Below are 15,935 nucleotides of genomic sequence, written 5' to 3'. Positions count from 1 at the left end.
TGTAGCCAGCGCGCAATCGAGGTGAGCATGTCCAGCAATTTCCTCAATCCGGTCAATACCCAGACCTGGACCAACGGCCGCCATCTGGTGCGCTGCGTAAAGGTGATCCAGGAAACCTGGGACGTTCGCACCTTTTGCTTCATGTCCGATCAGCCGATCATGTTCTTCTTCAAGCCCGGCCAGTTCGTTACCCTGGAATTGGAGATCGATGGCGAACAGGTGATGCGCTCGTACACCATCGCCAGCTCACCTTCTGTGCCCTACAGTTTTTCCCTGACGATCAAACGTATCCCGGGCGGTAAGGTTTCCAATTGGCTGCACGACAACCTCAGCGAAGGCGATCTGCTGCCGGTGCACGGTCCGGTCGGGCTGTTCAACTCTATCGATTTCCCCACCGACAAAGCGTTGTTTCTGTCCGGCGGCGTCGGCATCACGCCGGTCATGTCGATGGCGCGCTGGTTCTTCGACACCAACGCCAACGTCGATATGGTGTTCGTCCACAGCGCCCGCTCGCCCAAGGACATTATTTTCCACCGCGAGCTGGAGCACATGGCGTCGCGGGTCAACAACTTCAGCCTGCACATCATTTGCGAGAAGCACGGCATGGGCGAGGCCTGGGCCGGCTATCGCGGCTACCTCGACCAGCGCATGCTGGAGCTGATCGCACCGGACTTCGCCGACCGGGAAATCTTCTGTTGCGGGCCGACCCCGTACATGAACGCCGTCAAGCGCCTGCTGACCGCCAACGGCTTCGACATGCAGCGCTATCACGAGGAGTCGTTCGGCGCGACGCCGGCCGACGTGCGTGAAGACGTCAAGGAGCTGGCCGAGCAGGCTGCCGAAGCGCCCGATGTGCCGCTGGCCGACCTCAATCAGGTGGAATTCACCGCAACCGGCAAGAGCATCCGCGTCGGCCCGCGCGATACGGTCCATTCGGCGGCCGCTCAGCTCGGCCTGCACATCCCCAAGGCGTGCGGCATGGGCATCTGCGGCACCTGCAAGGTCATGAAGACATCCGGCGAGGTGACCATGGAGCATAACGGCGGGATCACCGACGAAGATATCGCTGAGGGTTATATCCTCTCCTGCTGCAGCGTGCCCCAGGGCGACGTGGTCATCGACTACTGAGCCACCCCTCCGGGCGGCCCGCCCTTCACTGCAGGTCTGGCCGCCCGGCCGGGCCTGCTTAGCACGCCTCGCGCAGTCAACGATTCACGCACGAGGCGAGCGGCAGCGAGACAGCCCGCAAATTGACCAAGCAGCCAAACCGGACACGCGAACCTGATACGGCAGCGCCAAATCGTCGCGTGACTGCCGCCACCCACTGAAGCATTACCCTGCCCACTCGCTCAGCCCCTGCATTCTTCTCGACGCCGCCTGGTTCATGACTCGACCGTTATCACGGGGCGATGCCCTGCGTCTGCGTGACCGGCAATTTGACGCAGGCAGGCGGGGGCCTGCGCGAGGTTTCCGAGAACGACGGAGCATGTCGCAAACGAACTCCCACAAGACGCAGGCAGGCATCTTCGCGCCAAGGCCCAGCCCTACCATCGCATCCAGACAGACAAAAGCCTTCACCGAGGCGAATGGCGCCGTTGCGCCTTTAGGAGATCCGCGATGTTCAGCAAGCAAGACAAAATTCAAGGCTATGACGACGAACTTCTGGCGGCGATGGATGCCGAGGAACTGCGTCAGGAACATCACATCGAGCTGATCGCCTCGGAGAATTACACCAGTAAGCGGGTGATGCAGGCACAGGGCAGCGGCCTGACCAACAAGTACGCCGAAGGCTATCCGGGCAAGCGCTACTACGGTGGCTGTGAGCATGTCGATAAGGTCGAGCAACTGGCGATTGACCGTGCCAAGCAGCTGTTCGGTGCCGACTACGCCAACGTCCAGCCGCATTCTGGTTCCTCGGCCAACAGCGCCGTCTACCTTGCCCTGCTCAACGCCGGCGACACCATCCTCGGCATGAGCCTGGCCCACGGCGGCCACCTGACCCACGGCGCCAAGGTCAGCAGCTCCGGCAAGCTCTATAACGCCGTTCAGTACGGGATCGACACCGACACCGGTCTGATCGATTACGACGAGGTCGAGCGCCTGGCCGTCGAAAGCAAGCCGAAGATGATCGTCGCCGGCTTCTCCGCCTACTCGAAGACGCTGGACTTCCCACGCTTCCGCGCCATCGCCGACAAGGTCGGTGCACTGCTCTTCGTCGACATGGCCCACGTAGCAGGCCTGGTCGCCGCCGGCCTGTATCCCAACCCGATCCCGTTTGCCGACGTGGTCACCACGACCACGCACAAGACCCTGCGCGGTCCGCGTGGCGGCCTGATCCTGGCCAAGGCCAATCCCGAAATCGAGAAGAAGCTCAACGCAGCGGTATTCCCCGGTGCCCAGGGCGGTCCGTTGATGCACGTGATCGCGGGCAAGGCGGTGTGCTTCAAGGAAGCCATGGAGCCGGATTTCAAGGAATACCAAGCCCAGGTCATCAAGAACGCCCAGGCCATGGCCAAGGTATTCGTCGATCGCGGTTTCGACGTGGTCTCTGGCGGCACCGACAACCATCTGTTCCTGGTCAGCCTGATCAAGCAGGGCCTGACCGGTAAAGACGCCGATGCCGCTTTGGGTCGTGCAGGCATCACCGTCAACAAGAACGCCGTACCCAACGATCCGCAGTCGCCTTTCGTGACGTCCGGTCTGCGTATCGGGACACCGGCCATTACTACACGCGGGCTCAAGGAAGATCAGAGTGTCGAGCTCGCGGGCTGGATCTGCGACATCCTCGATCACCTCGGTGATGACGATGTCGAGGCACAAGTTGCCCGACAAGTCGCTGGGCTGTGCGCCGACTATCCGGTGTACCGCTGATTCGTAGGGTGGGAGGCGCTGTTGCCTTCCACCGCAACTCGGTGGATCGATAACCGGCGATCCACTTTGCGAATCGCATTGCGTCACCGCTTCGAGGCGGTCGTTTTTCAGGAGCATCGACATGCAACGTTATTCCGGCTTCGGCCTGCTCAAGCACTCCTTCAGCCATCATGAAAACTGGCAGCGCATGTGGCGCAACCCCAAGCCCAAGCCGGTCTACGACGTGGTCATCGTCGGCGGCGGCGGCCACGGCCTCGCCACCGCTTATTACCTGGCGAAAGAGTTCGGCGTTAAGAACGTCGCGGTGATCGAGAAGGGCTGGCTGGGCGGCGGTAACACCGCGCGCAACACCACCATCGTGCGTTCCAACTATCTCTGGGACGAATCGGCGCAGCTCTACGAGCACGCGATGAAGCTGTGGGAAGGCCTGTCCCAGGACATCAATTACAACGTCATGTTCTCCCAGCGCGGCGTGTTCAACCTCGGCCACACCCTGCAGGACATGCGCGACATCGAGCGCCGCGTCAGTGCCAACCGCCTCAACGGTATCGACGGCGAAGTGGTGGATGCCAAGCAGGTGGCGGAGATGATTCCTTACCTGGATTGCTCGAAGAACACCCGTTACCCGATTCTCGGTGCCTCGCTACAGCGCCGCGGCGGCGTCGCCCGTCACGATGCGGTGGCCTGGGGCTATGCCCGCGCCGCCGACGCCTTGGGCGTCGACCTGATCCAGCAGACCGAGGTGACCGGCTTCCGCAAGGAAAACGGCGTGTGCATCGGCGTGGAAACCACCAAGGGCTTCATCGGCGGCAAGCGTGTCGGTGTAGTCACCGCCGGTAACTCCGGACATATGGCCAAGCTCGCCGGCTTCCGCCTGCCGCTCGAGTCCCATCCGCTGCAGGCACTGGTATCCGAGCCGATCAAGCCGATCATCGACACCGTGATCATGTCCAACGCCGTGCATGGCTATATCAGCCAGTCGGACAAGGGCGACCTGGTCATCGGCGCCGGCATCGACAGCTATGTCGGTTACGGTCAGCGTGGCTCCTACCCCACCATCGAACACACGCTGCAGGCGATCGTCGAGATGTTCCCGATTCTTTCGCGGGTGCGCATGAATCGCCAATGGGGCGGCATCGTCGATACCACCCCGGACGCCTGCCCGATCATCGCCAAGACCCCGGTGAAGAACCTGTTCTTCAACTGCGGTTGGGGCACCGGTGGCTTCAAGGCCACACCGGGTTCGGGCCACGTGTTCGCCGCCAGCCTGGCCAAGGGCGAGATGCACCCGCTGGCCAAGGCGTTTTCGATCGAACGTTTCCACAACGGCGCCTTGATCGACGAACACGGCGCGGCTGGGGTCGCACACTGATTTAGTGCCCCCTCCGCCGACGGCGGAGGGAGGAAGGTTTTCTGGAGGTACCGACCATGCTGCACATCTTCTGCCCTCACTGTGGCGAACTGCGCTCCGAAGAAGAGTTCCACGCGGGTGGCCAGGCGCACATACCCCGTCCGCTGGACCCGAACGCCTGCACCGACGAGGAATGGGGCGAGTACCTGTTCTTCCGTGATAACCCGCGCGGCATCCACCACGAACTGTGGATTCACGCGGCGGGCTGCCGTCAGTACTTCAACGTCACCCGTCATACGGTGAGCTACGAAATTCTCGAGACCTACAAGATCGGCGAACGGCCCAGCGTGACTGAGGCTGCGCTCGCTGCGAAGAAGGCTGTCGACCAAGGAGTAACGGCATGAGCCAGGTCAATCGTCTTTCCCAAGGTGGCCGCATCGACCGCAGCCAGCCCCTGACCTTCAGCTTCAACGGCGAAACCTATCAGGGTTACGCCGGCGACACCCTGGCCGCAGCACTGCTGGCCAACGGTGTCGATGTGGTCGGTCGCAGCTTCAAGTACTCGCGCCCACGCGGCATCGTCGCCGCCGGGGCCGAAGAGCCCAATGCCGTGCTGCAGATCGGTGGTACCGAAGCAGCGCAGATCCCCAACGTGCGTGCCACTCAGCAAGCGCTGTACGCCGGCCTGACCGCCAACAGCGTGAACGGCTGGCCGAGTGTCAACACCGACCTCATGGGGATTCTCGGCAAGGTCGGCGGCGGAATGATGCCGCCCGGTTTCTACTACAAGACCTTCATGTATCCGCAGAACCTCTGGCTGACCTACGAAAAGTACATTCGTAAGGCCGCAGGCCTTGGCCGCGCGCCCACGGAGAATGACCCGGACAGCTACGACCACGTGAACCAACATTGCGACGTCTTGGTAGTCGGTGCTGGCCCTGCTGGTCTGGCAGCGGCCCTGGCCGCCGGCCGCAGTGGTGCCCGGGTGATCCTGGCCGATGAGCAGGAAGAGTTCGGCGGCAGCCTGCTCAGTACACGCGAGAAGCTCGATGGCAAACCCGCCGCCGACTGGGCCGCGAGCGCCATCGCAGAGCTGGAGAAAATGCCGGAAGTGACATTGCTACCGCGGGCTACCGTGAACGGCTACCACGACCACAACTTTCTCACCATTCATCAACGCCTGGCCGACCACCTCGGTGAGGTAGCACCCATGGGTGCGTTCAACCAGCGAATCGTGCGTCAACGCATGCACCGCGTGAGAGCCAAGCGTGTGGTGCTGGCGACCGGCGCTCACGAGCGCCCACTGGTCTATTCGAACAACGATGTGCCCGGCAACATGCTGGCCGATGCGGTTTCCACTTATGTACGCCGCTACGGCGTGGCACCGGGCCGTCAGTTGGTACTGTCGACAAACAACGACTATGCCTACCGCGCGGTGCTCGACTGGCTGGACGCCGGCCATCAGGTGGTGGCGGTTGCCGATGCCCGTAGTAATCCGCGTGGCGCCTGGGTCGAGGAAGCGCGCAAGCGCGGCGTACGTGTCCTCACCGGCAGTGCAGTGGTCGAGGCACGCGGCAGCAAGCGAGTCACCGGCGCACGGATCTGCTCCATCGACATCGCCAACCATAAAGTCACCAGCTCTGGCGAGGTGATTGACTGCGACCTGATCGCCAGCTCCGGCGGCTACAGTCCGGTGGTCCACCTGGCCTCACACCTCGGTGGCCGTCCGATCTGGCGCGAAGATATTCTCGCCTTCGTCCCCGGCGAGGGCTTCCAGCAGCGCAGCTGCGCTGGTGCGGTGAACGGCGTGTTCGCCCTCGGCGACGCCCTCGCCGACGGCTTCGAGGCTGGTGCCAAAGCGGCCGTCGAGACTGGTTTCAAGGTAGTCACCGGCAGCGTGCCGAGGGTCGAACAGCGCGCCGAGGAAGCCAGCGTCGCTCTGTTCCATGTGCCGCATGACAAGCCCACCGAGCGTGCGCCCAAGCAATTCGTCGACTTGCAAAACGACGTCACTGCGGCCGGCATCAAACTCGCCACTCGCGAAGGGTTCGAGTCGGTCGAGCACGTCAAGCGCTACACCGCACTGGGCTTCGGCACCGACCAGGGCAAGCTCGGCAACATCAACGGCCTGGCCATCGCTGCGCATTCGATGGGCATCGGCATCGCCGAAATGGGCACCACGATGTTCCGCCCGAACTACACGCCGGTGACTTTCGGCGCCGTAGCCGGTGCTCACTGCGGCGAGCTGTTCGAGCCCAAGCGCTATACCGCCATGCAGAAGTGGCACCTGCAGAACGGCGCCGAATTCGAGGACGTCGGCCAGTGGAAGCGTCCCTGGTACTTCCCCAAGAAGGGCGAAGATCTGCACGCCGCCGTGGCCCGCGAGTGTCTGGCCGTGCGTAATGCGGTTGGCATCCTCGACGCATCGACCCTCGGCAAGATCGATATCCAAGGCCCGGATGCACGCGAGTTCCTCAACCGCGTCTACACCAATGCCTGGACCAAGCTGGACGTGGGCAAGGCCCGCTACGGCCTGATGTGCAAGGAAGACGGCATGGTTTTCGACGACGGCGTGACCGCCTGTCTGGCCGACAACCACTTCCTGATGACCACCACCACTGGCGGCGCGGCACGGGTAATGGAATGGCTGGAGATCTATCACCAGACCGAATGGCCGGAACTGAAGGTGTACTTCACCTCGGTCACCGACCACTGGGCGACCATGACCCTGTCCGGTCCCAACAGCCGCAAGCTGCTGGCCGAGGTCACCGACATCGACCTGGACAAGGACGCCTTCCCGTTCATGACCTGGAAGGAAGGCAAGGTCGGCGGCGTACCTGCGCGGGTGTTCCGCATCTCCTTCACCGGTGAGCTGAGCTACGAAGTCAACGTCCAGGCCGACTACGCTCTGGGGGTATGGGAGCAGATCATCGAGGCGGGCAAGAAGCACGGCCTGACGCCTTACGGCACCGAGACCATGCACGTACTGCGTGCCGAGAAAGGCTTCATCATCGTAGGCCAGGACACCGATGGATCCGTCACGCCGGACGACCTGAACATGGGTTGGTGCGTCGGCCGGACCAAGCCCTTCTCCTGGATCGGCTGGCGCGGGATGAACCGCGAGGATTGCCTCAAGGAAAACCGCAAGCAGCTGGTCGGCCTCAAGCCGCTGGATCGGAAAAAGGTACTGCCCGAGGGCGCGCAGCTGGTATTCGACCCGAAACAGCCCGTACCCATGACCATGGTGGGTCACGTCACCTCCAGCTACATGAGCGCGGCCATGGGTTACAGCTTCGCCATGGCACTGGTCAAGGGCGGCCTCAAGCGCATCGGCGAGCGAGTCTTCGCACCGCTGGTCGATGGCAGCGTGATCGAGGCCGAGATTGTCAGCTCGGTGTTCTACGACCCGAAAGGCGAGCGGCAGAACGTGTGAGGTGAGCGTGAGGCTGGCTCGCCACCTCACCCCGGAATTCAACGGCGCCTAGCGGCGCCAGGCAGGTAAACCATGACCGCAGTGAACGTTTACAAACAACGCCCGGACAATCTCGAGGGGCAATCGCCGCTGCACCATGCCGGCCTCGCCGAGTTGGTCGGCAAGGGCCGCGCCGGGGCCGGCATCCGCCTGCGTGAAAAGAAGCTGCGCGGTCACCTGACCCTGCGCGGCGACGCCCACGACCCAGCCTTTGCCAACGGCGTGCAGCAGGCCCTCGGACTCCCGTTGCCGGTCGCGCTGACGCTGGTGGCCGAAGGCGAGACCTCGCTGCAGTGGATGGGCCCGGACGAATGGCTGCTGATCGTGCCGCAGGGCGAGGAATTCGCCACCGAACAGCGGCTGCGCGACGCGCTGTCCGGGCAGCACATCCAGGTGGTCAATGTCAGCGGCGGACAAACCCTGCTCGAACTCTCCGGAGAAAAGGTGCGTGAGTTGCTGATGAAATCGACGCCCTATGACGTGCATCCGGGCAACTTCCCGGTGGGCAAGGCGGTAGGGACCCATTTCGCCAAGAGCCAGCTGGTGATTCGCCACACCGCCGAGCATGTATGGGAATTGGTGGTGCGGCGCAGCTTCGCCGACTACATCTGGCTCTGGCTGCAGGATGCCAGCGCCGAGTACGGGCTGGCGATCGAGGCGTGAGCGCAGGGTGGGCGATGCCTTTTTCGTCCACCGTGGTACAGCAAAGGTAAATGGGTGGAGGGACAGCTGCACGCCCCATCCACCCTACGCCTGGCAACGATTACCGGGAGCCTGACAATGAGCCGCACGCCCGATACCTGGATTCTCACCGCACACAGCCCGAGCTTGCTCGGCACCGTCGATGTGGTGACCCGCTACCTGTTCGAACAGGGCTGCTACGTCACCGAGCACCACAGCTTCGATGATCGCCTGGTCAACCGCTTCTTCATCCGGGTCGAATTTCGCGCGCCAGACGGCTTCGACGAGGCCGACTTCCGCACCGGCCTGATCGACCGCGTCACGCCCTTCGAAATGCATACCGAGCTGACACCACCGGGTTACCGGGCCAAGGTGGTGATCATGGTGTCCAAGTCCGATCACTGCCTGAACGATCTGCTGTACCGCCAGCGCATCGGCCAGCTGCCGATGGACATCGCCGCCGTGGTTTCCAACCACCCGGATCTGGAACCCCTGGCACGCTGGCACGGCATTCCCTATCACCATTTCCCGCTCGATCCGCGCGACAAACCGGCCCAAGAGCGCCGGGTGCTGCAAGTGATCGAGGACAGCGGCGCGGAGCTGGTGGTGCTCGCACGCTATATGCAGGTGCTCTCGCCCGAGCTGTGCCGGACGCTCGACGGACGCGCCATCAACATTCACCACTCGTTGCTGCCCGGCTTCAAGGGTGCCAAGCCCTACCACCAGGCCTACCAGAAAGGCGTCAAGCTGGTCGGCGCCACCGCGCACTTCATCAACAACGACCTCGACGAAGGGCCGATCATCGCCCAGGGCGTCGAGGCGGTGGACCACACCCACTATCCGGAAGACCTGATCGCCAAGGGCCGCGACATTGAATGTCTGACGCTGGCCAAGGCGGTCGGCTATTTCCTCGAACGACGCGTGTTCCTGCATGCCAACCGCACAGTAGTGCTGTAAGGCTCGGACACCATGGAACTGCGATCCGCGAAGCGGCGAGCAGATCCGCAATAGACAACTGCCGGCTGACCCAGGCGGCAACTGAAAGCTCCACTACAAGCCCGCGCGGCCTCCCGTCGCGCCTTGTATTCACAAAAACACAAAGGAGAAAGGCAGATGGCTGACAATCGTGGCGTCGTTTACCTCGGCGCAGGCAAGGTCGAAGTCCAGAAAATCGACTATCCCAAGATGCAGGACCCCCGCGGGCGCAAGATCGAACACGGTGTGATCCTGCGTGTCGTTTCCACCAACATCTGCGGCTCTGACCAGCACATGGTGCGCGGCCGCACCACCGCCCAGGTCGGCTTGGTGCTCGGTCACGAGATCACCGGGGAAGTCATCGAGAAAGGCAGCGATGTCGAGAACCTGCAGATCGGCGACCTGGTCTCGGTACCGTTCAACGTCGCCTGCGGCCGTTGCCGTTCCTGTAAGGAACAGCACACAGGCGTCTGCCTGACCGTCAACCCGGCGCGTGCCGGCGGCGCTTACGGCTACGTCGACATGGGCGACTGGACCGGCGGTCAGGCCGAATACGTGCTGGTGCCCTACGCCGACTTCAACCTGCTCAAGCTGCCCAACCGCGACAAGGCGATGGAGAAGATCCGCGACCTGACCTGCCTGTCGGATATCCTGCCCACCGGCTACCACGGCGCGGTCACCGCCGGTGTCGGCCCAGGCAGCTCGGTGTACATCGCCGGCGCCGGCCCGGTCGGTCTGGCGGCTGCCGCCTCGGCACGCCTGCTGGGCGCCGCGGTGGTGATCGTCGGGGACCTCAACCCCGCCCGCCTGGCCCACGCCAAGGCCCAGGGTTTCGAGATCGCCGACCTGTCGTTGGACACCCCGTTGCACGAACAGATCGCCGCCCTGCTGGGCGAGCCGGAAGTCGATTGTGCGGTCGATTGCGTGGGCTTCGAGGCTCGCGGCCATGGTCATGAAGGCGCCAAGCACGAGGCGCCAGCCACCGTGCTCAACTCGCTGATGGGCGTGGTTCGAGTCGCCGGCAAGATCGGTATTCCCGGTCTGTACGTGACCGAGGATCCGGGTGCGGTGGACGCCGCAGCGAAAATGGGCAGCCTGAGCATCCGCTTCGGTCTGGGCTGGGCCAAGTCGCACAGTTTCCATACTGGTCAGACGCCGGTGATGAAATACAACCGCGCGCTGATGCAGGCGATCATGTGGGACCGCATCAATATCGCCGAGGTTGTCGGCGTGCAAGTGATCAGCCTGGACCAGGCACCCCAGGGCTACGGCGAGTTCGATGCCGGCGTGCCGAAGAAATTCGTCATCGACCCGCACAAGATGTTCAGCGCAGCCTGATTCGCCGCCTGCTCGGTCGCCGGCAGGTAACTCTCCCTGCGGATCGCTTCCGCAGGCCCCTGACATGAAGCACTTTGGGGAGCCTTACGGCTCCTCTTTTTTTGGCGAGCGCCTATCGACTCGCTGTTCGGGCGCTGCCCGCTAGATACAGTCGAAACGCCACGCCTGGTTGCGGGAGCGCCGGCTTAGAGCATGCACACCCGGCGACCCGATGCGAACACCACTTAGCCTGGCAGACCGATGACCCGTCCGATATGGATGGGCCTGGGCAGGTCCCGCTGCGCCTCGTGCAGCGCCTGCACCAGCGCCAGCACCTCCTCGTCGAACGGCGCCGAACGCGCAACGCCGCGATCGACATTCATCAACATCTGCTCGCTGGCCGCCAGCAACTGCTCGTCACCGGGACGATAGAGACCCAGATGAACGTGTAACCGCTTGTGATCGTATGCCAGCAGGTGGGTACGTACCTCGACTTCGCTGCCGAGCTTCACCTCGTTCAGGTAGTTGAGATGACATTCCAGGGTGTACAGCGTATGCCCCGTGCGCTCACGCCCGGCTGCATCCAGGCCGATGCGATCCATGAGCGCATCCGTGGCGTAGCTGAAGATCAGCAGGTAGAAGGCATCACGCAGGTGGTCGTTGTAGTCCACCCATTCGGCCGGGATGACGGTGCGGTAGCTGGTCAGAAGCATGGTGATCCTCGGAGACGGAAGTCGAGTGGCAAGAGCCCGTTGCGGCGGACTCGAAGACCGAACGGGCAATCTAGCAGCGAACGGCGTATGGCTTCATCCTCTACGCCATTGCGGCTAGGCACGCGGCATGAAGCACTGCCCGTATGGCGTAGTCAGTCTGCAAAATCGAAACCGTGGCGTGCCTTGGTTTGCTTGATCGCAGCCATTACGGCCAATAGACAATCGTCACGATAGCGCTCCAGCTCGGCGATGCCGCGGGCGCCCTGCTGTTCGGTCGTGCCTTCGACCACCTTGTCGATCAACGCGTCGGTCAATTCCGGCGCCTCCAGATAGGTCCATGGCAACTGCAAGGCCGGCCCGAACTGAGCCATGAAATGGCGCATACCGGCGTCACCGCCCGCCAGGGTATAGGTGAGAAATGTCCCCATGAACGACCATCGCAGGCCGGCACCGAAGCGAATCGCATCATCGATTTCTCCGGTGGTGGCGACACCGTCGTTGACCAGATGCAAGGCTTCGCGCCACAGCGCTTCGAGCAAGCGGTCGGCAATGAAGCCAGGCACTTCCTTGCGCACATGCAGCGGGCGCATTCCCAATGCTTCATAGATGTCGACAGCGGCTTGTACGGCCTCCGGTGCGGTCCGCTCGCCTCCAACCACTTCTACCAGGGGCAGCAGGTACACCGGATTGAACGGGTGCCCGACCAGGCAGCGCTCGGGCTGTACGGCGTCGGCGTAGAACGCGCTGGGTAACAAGCCCGACGTGCTGGACGCGATCAGTACGTTTGGACGGGCCGCGGCGCTGATCTTCGCGTGCAGCTCACATTTGAGTGCGAGACGCTCCGGAGCGCTTTCCTGGATGAAGTCGGCATCCGCCACACAGGCCTCGATGGTTTCGACCAAGCGCAGCCGGGCCTGGTTGGCTCCCGGCGCCAAGCCTTGCGCTTCGAGCGCCGGCCAGGCATTGGCAATGCGCGTACGCAAAGCCGCTTCGGCACCCGGTGCCGGATCCCAGGCGAGCACATCCAGGCCATGGGCCAGCGCTCGGGCAATCCATCCTGCGCCGATCACGCCGGTTCCGATGGCGGCGAAGGTCTTTATTTCGGTGACAAAGGCCATAGCGGCTCCTGCTTGTGTGTCCCGGCAATCCCGGGGCTTCGATTGGCAGCCGAGGCGCCAGGCGCGACGGCGTAATGCCGGCACGTCGGGCTCGGTGCCTACGGGCGTTTCAACCGCGCTTCTTGAGGTTCATCCGGTCGCGGCCTTCGGCGGGAGTCAAGGCTCGTCCACCCATGCGCTCGATGATCTCGATGGCTCGCTCGACCAGCTGGCCGTTACTGGCATGCACACCACGGTCGAGCCATAGGTTGTCCTCCAGGCCGACCCGCACGTTGCCGCCCAGCAGCACGGCCTGGGCAACCATCGGCATCTGCGAGCGGCCGATGCCGAAACCGGCCCAGATCGCGCCTGCCGGCAGGTTGTCGGCCATGGCTTTCATGGTGGTGGTGTCCGCGGGTGCGCCCCAAGGAATGCCCAGACAGATCTGGAACAGGGGATCATCGAGCAGGCCTTCCTTGAGCATCTGTTTGGCGAACCACAGGTGACCGGTGTCGAAGATCTCCAGCTCAGCCTTCACGCCCAGCTCGGTGATGCGTTTGGCGCCCGCGCGCAGCTGGGACGGTGTGGAGACGTAAATGAAGTCACCATCACCGAAATTCAGCGTGCCGCAATCCAGCGTGCAGATCTCCGGCAGCAGCTCTTGCACATGCTTGAGACGCTCCAGCGGACCGACCAGATCGGTACCGCTACCGAATTCCAGCGGCTGCTCGCCCCGCCCGATCTCCAGATCGCCGCCCATGCCGGCGGTCAGATTGATGATCACATCGGTATCGCTTTCGCGGATGCGCTCGACCAGCTCCCGGTACAACGCCACATCACGGCTCGGCTTGCCGGTCCGCGGGTCGCGGACATGGCAATGGGCGACCGTGGCGCCAGCCCTGGCCGCCTCGATGGCGGCGGCGGCGATCTCTTTGGGCGTGACAGGGATGGCCGGATGCTTGCCGACGGTATCGCCAGCACCGGTCACCGCACAGGTGACGATGACTTCGTAGTTCACGGTTAGGTCCTTGTTTCAGGCGATGGGAGGCCGTACGCGGTGGGCCGCGCACGGGTGTATCAGTTTGCGTTCGGGACGGTCGTCTATTGGAGCGAGGCGATCACCGCATCGGCACCGCTCTTGCCATCGAAACTGGTGACACCGGCCAGCCAGGCCTTGACCACCTCGGGGTTGGCCTTGAGCCAGGCGCGGGCCACCTGATCGGGCGCCTGGCGGTCCATGATCGGCGCCATCAGTTCGGCCTCCTGGGCACTGGTGAAGCGCAAGCCAGTCAGCAGCCGATCGGCATTCGGGCAACGCTGGGCGAAGTCCGGCGCCGTGACCGTGGAAACCGTTGCGGCGCCGTCGTTGGGGCCAAACACATTTTCGCTGCCGGTCAGGTAGGTGATCGACAGCTGAATGTTCATCGGATGCGGTTTCCAACCGAAGAACAGCACCGGCTTCTCCGCCCTCACCGCTCGCTTGACCGCTGTCAGCATGGCGCCCTCGCTGGACTCGACCAAGGTGAACTCGCCCAGGCCGAACTGATCTTCGTCGATCATTTTCTGGATGGCAGTGTTGGCGCCGGAGCCGGACTCGATGCCGTAGATCTTGCCATCGAGCTGATCCTTGAACCGGGCGATATCGGCGAAGGTCTTCAGGCCCGCCTCGGCGGTGTAGGTCGGCACGGCGAGTATCGCGATGGCGTCATCGAGCGATGGCTCGGGCGCGACCTTGACCGCGTCACGGTCCAGGAACGGCTTTATGTTGTCGTCCATGATCGGCTTCCAATAGCCGAGAAATGCATCGATCTGGTTTTTCTGAATGCCGGCGAAAATGATCTGTTGCGATGCCTGGGTCTGGGTGGTTTCGTAGCCAAGGCGGCCCAACAGCTCGCTGGCGACCGCCGTGGTGGCGACCACGTCGGTCCAGCCGACCGCACCCAGGCGGATCTCCTGGCAACTGGCGTCGTCTGCGGCCAGCAGGGGTGAACTGAACAGGCTGAGTAAACAGCAGCCGGCGATTGTGCTAAGACCTTTCATTGGCGCTCCCCTGAAGGGTTCGATTTATCAGGACGCTCGCGCCCTGTTTGTTGTCGTGCAGAGGCCTCTGTTCCCTGTCGGAGCAGATAATCCGCTCATGCGGGGTGCAATGGCGCCCCGTGAACGGTATCTACTGCGCCCGATGTGGCCACAGTACGCAGCGGCGCGCGCTGAAAAACGAACTAAAGCGACTGTCTGTTGAACTGAAGCGACCACTTGCTGTGAACTGCAGCGAACACTTGCCAGCAACGCCAACCGCTGCTTTTAGCGTCATCAGAACGGGATTTCCGATGCCTCAAACCCTATGGTTTCTCCTGCTTCCGGGCTTTTCCATGATGGGCCTTATGTCGGCCATAGAGCCGCTGCGTGTGGCCAATCGGTTTCGCGGCGAGCTGTATCGCTGGCGTCTGCTAAGCCAGGATGGCGCAGCAGTCGCCAGCAGCAATGGGATGTCGCTCAACGTCGATGGTGCGCTGGAAGCACCGAACGCATGCCACACGCTATTCGTGGTGGCCGGCTTCGACCCGCTGGCGACCTTCGATACGCGCCTCGCTCATTGGCTGCATCGAATCGAACGCGAGGGGGCGATGCTCGGTGGCATCGACACCGGCAGCTTCGTTCTGGCACAAGCCGAATTGTTCGGCACGCAACGCCTGACGCTGCATTGGGAAGCCATCGGCGCCTTTCAGGAGCGCTACCCCCACCTGAACGTGACCCAGGAACTGTTCGAAGTCGACGGCAGGCGCATCACCAGTGCAGGCGGAACGGCCAGCCTGGACCTGATGTTGACGCTGATCGGCCGCGACCATGGCGAAACCCTGGCGGTGGCCGTCTCGGAACAGTTCGTGGTTGGCCGCATCCGCTCGCGCCAGGACCACCAACGGATGCAGATCGCCAGCCGCTACGGCATACATAACAAGAAGCTGGTGCAGGTGATCAGCGAGATGGAGCGCCATAGCGAACAGCCGCTCTGCTCCCAGGAACTCGCCGAACTGGTCAATGTGACGCCACGGCAACTGGAACGCCTGTTTCGCCAGCACCTCAGCGAAACGCCGTCGGCCTTCTATCTGGCCCTGCGCCTGGACAAAGCCCGGCAGCTGCTGCGCCAGACCGACATGAGCGTACTGGAGATCGGGGTGGCCTGCGGTTTCGAATCGCCCTCCTATTTCTCCCGCTGCTACCGTTCGCGCTTTGCTGCCAGCCCCAGCCAGGATCGCCACGAGCTGCTCGCGACGGCGCGCTGAGCAAGCCTGGCCAGAATGCTCCGGCTCCCAGCCTGAGGTCCACGGTCGGACCTGTCCATTCGCGACCGTCCTTTGACGTTTTCGGCAATACCCCAGTCGCTTTTGCACCGGGTCGCCCCGCCCCCCAGGGATATGCTCCCCCCAAAGCGCCGACAAAAGATTCGCTGCGCCACA

Annotated in this window: 13 protein-coding genes; 9 read left to right on the top strand and 4 right to left on the bottom strand. The window is 63.1% G+C overall.

What is annotated here, in order from left to right; genetic code table 11:
* Positions 1-27: 27 nt before the first annotated feature.
* The 8 genes from gbcB (at position 28) to fdhA (ending at position 10,688) form a co-directional block, all read left to right on the top strand.
* On the top strand, positions 28-1,128 hold the full coding sequence (gene gbcB / locus UF78_RS03565; protein ID WP_045160661.1) for a glycine-betaine demethylase subunit GbcB: 1,101 nt from the start codon (positions 28-30) through the stop codon (positions 1,126-1,128).
* Positions 1,129-1,617: 489 nt separating this feature from the next.
* Positions 1,618-2,871: a serine hydroxymethyltransferase gene (gene glyA, locus UF78_RS03560; RefSeq protein WP_045160659.1), complete on the top strand. Its 1,254-nt coding sequence runs from the start codon at positions 1,618-1,620 to the stop codon at positions 2,869-2,871.
* Positions 2,872-2,992: 121 nt separating this feature from the next.
* The gene (locus UF78_RS03555; RefSeq protein ID WP_045160658.1) at positions 2,993-4,243 is read left to right on the top strand and encodes a sarcosine oxidase subunit beta family protein; all 1,251 of its coding nucleotides are present in this window, start codon (positions 2,993-2,995) and stop codon (positions 4,241-4,243) included.
* Positions 4,244-4,299: 56 nt separating this feature from the next.
* Positions 4,300-4,626: a sarcosine oxidase subunit delta gene (locus UF78_RS03550; RefSeq protein ID WP_045160657.1), complete on the top strand. Its 327-nt coding sequence runs from the start codon at positions 4,300-4,302 to the stop codon at positions 4,624-4,626.
* Positions 4,623-7,655: a sarcosine oxidase subunit alpha gene (locus tag UF78_RS03545; RefSeq protein WP_045160656.1), complete on the top strand. Its 3,033-nt coding sequence runs from the start codon at positions 4,623-4,625 to the stop codon at positions 7,653-7,655. Before UF78_RS03550 ends, UF78_RS03545 begins: the two co-directional genes overlap by 4 nt.
* 72 nt (positions 7,656-7,727) lie before the next feature.
* A complete protein-coding gene (locus UF78_RS03540) occupies positions 7,728-8,357 on the top strand; it encodes a sarcosine oxidase subunit gamma (RefSeq protein ID WP_045160655.1) in 630 nt (209 codons plus the stop codon).
* A 117-nt stretch (positions 8,358-8,474) separates the two neighbouring features.
* Positions 8,475-9,332 carry a formyltetrahydrofolate deformylase gene (gene purU / locus UF78_RS03535; protein WP_045160654.1) on the top strand — a complete coding sequence of 286 codons (858 nt, stop codon included), beginning with the start codon at positions 8,475-8,477 and terminating at the stop codon, positions 9,330-9,332.
* Between the two features lie 156 nt (positions 9,333-9,488).
* Positions 9,489-10,688 carry a formaldehyde dehydrogenase, glutathione-independent gene (gene fdhA / locus UF78_RS03530; RefSeq protein WP_021209821.1) on the top strand — a complete coding sequence of 400 codons (1,200 nt, stop codon included), beginning with the start codon at positions 9,489-9,491 and terminating at the stop codon, positions 10,686-10,688.
* 224 nt (positions 10,689-10,912) lie between these two features.
* Here the strand turns inward: fdhA and UF78_RS03525 are convergent, their stop codons facing one another.
* From UF78_RS03525 to choX, 4 genes are all read right to left on the bottom strand, one after another.
* A complete protein-coding gene (locus UF78_RS03525; RefSeq protein WP_045160653.1) occupies positions 10,913-11,380 on the bottom strand; it encodes a thioesterase family protein in 468 nt (155 codons plus the stop codon).
* A 152-nt stretch (positions 11,381-11,532) separates the two neighbouring features.
* Complete coding sequence (locus tag UF78_RS03520) at positions 11,533-12,498, bottom strand: L-carnitine dehydrogenase (RefSeq protein ID WP_045160652.1); 966 nt, start codon at positions 12,496-12,498, stop codon at positions 11,533-11,535.
* Positions 12,499-12,607: 109 nt separating this feature from the next.
* Positions 12,608-13,495, bottom strand: coding sequence for a 3-keto-5-aminohexanoate cleavage protein (locus tag UF78_RS03515; RefSeq protein WP_045160651.1), 888 nt, complete (start codon positions 13,493-13,495; stop codon positions 12,608-12,610).
* A gap of 83 nt (positions 13,496-13,578) precedes the next feature.
* Positions 13,579-14,517, bottom strand: coding sequence for a choline ABC transporter substrate-binding protein (gene choX, locus UF78_RS03510; RefSeq protein WP_045160650.1), 939 nt, complete (start codon positions 14,515-14,517; stop codon positions 13,579-13,581).
* A 290-nt stretch (positions 14,518-14,807) separates the two neighbouring features.
* Here choX and UF78_RS03505 point away from each other — a divergent pair, with 290 nt between their 5' ends.
* Positions 14,808-15,761 (top strand): GlxA family transcriptional regulator, encoded by a 954-nt coding sequence (locus tag UF78_RS03505; protein WP_045160649.1) that lies wholly within the window; start codon positions 14,808-14,810, stop codon positions 15,759-15,761.
* The last annotated feature ends 174 nt before the right edge of the window (positions 15,762-15,935 follow it).

The sequence above is a fragment of the Stutzerimonas stutzeri genome (genome assembly GCF_000952685.1).
Classification (GTDB): Bacteria; Pseudomonadota; Gammaproteobacteria; order Pseudomonadales; family Pseudomonadaceae; genus Stutzerimonas; species Stutzerimonas stutzeri_E.
This window is presented reverse-complemented; position numbering and strand designations above follow the sequence as displayed.

Coding starts and splice junctions, on each gene's coding strand:
- gbcB (WP_045160661.1), top strand. CDS start 28: ATGTCCAGCAATTTCCTCAATCCGGTCAATACCCAGACCTGGACCAAC.
- glyA (WP_045160659.1), top strand. CDS start 1,618: ATGTTCAGCAAGCAAGACAAAATTCAAGGCTATGACGACGAACTTCTG.
- UF78_RS03555 (WP_045160658.1), top strand. CDS start 2,993: ATGCAACGTTATTCCGGCTTCGGCCTGCTCAAGCACTCCTTCAGCCAT.
- UF78_RS03550 (WP_045160657.1), top strand. CDS start 4,300: ATGCTGCACATCTTCTGCCCTCACTGTGGCGAACTGCGCTCCGAAGAA.
- UF78_RS03545 (WP_045160656.1), top strand. CDS start 4,623: ATGAGCCAGGTCAATCGTCTTTCCCAAGGTGGCCGCATCGACCGCAGC.
- UF78_RS03540 (WP_045160655.1), top strand. CDS start 7,728: ATGACCGCAGTGAACGTTTACAAACAACGCCCGGACAATCTCGAGGGG.
- purU (WP_045160654.1), top strand. CDS start 8,475: ATGAGCCGCACGCCCGATACCTGGATTCTCACCGCACACAGCCCGAGC.
- fdhA (WP_021209821.1), top strand. CDS start 9,489: ATGGCTGACAATCGTGGCGTCGTTTACCTCGGCGCAGGCAAGGTCGAA.
- UF78_RS03525 (WP_045160653.1), bottom strand. CDS start 11,380: ATGCTTCTGACCAGCTACCGCACCGTCATCCCGGCCGAATGGGTGGAC.
- UF78_RS03520 (WP_045160652.1), bottom strand. CDS start 12,498: ATGGCCTTTGTCACCGAAATAAAGACCTTCGCCGCCATCGGAACCGGC.
- choX (WP_045160650.1), bottom strand. CDS start 14,517: ATGAAAGGTCTTAGCACAATCGCCGGCTGCTGTTTACTCAGCCTGTTC.
- UF78_RS03505 (WP_045160649.1), top strand. CDS start 14,808: ATGCCTCAAACCCTATGGTTTCTCCTGCTTCCGGGCTTTTCCATGATG.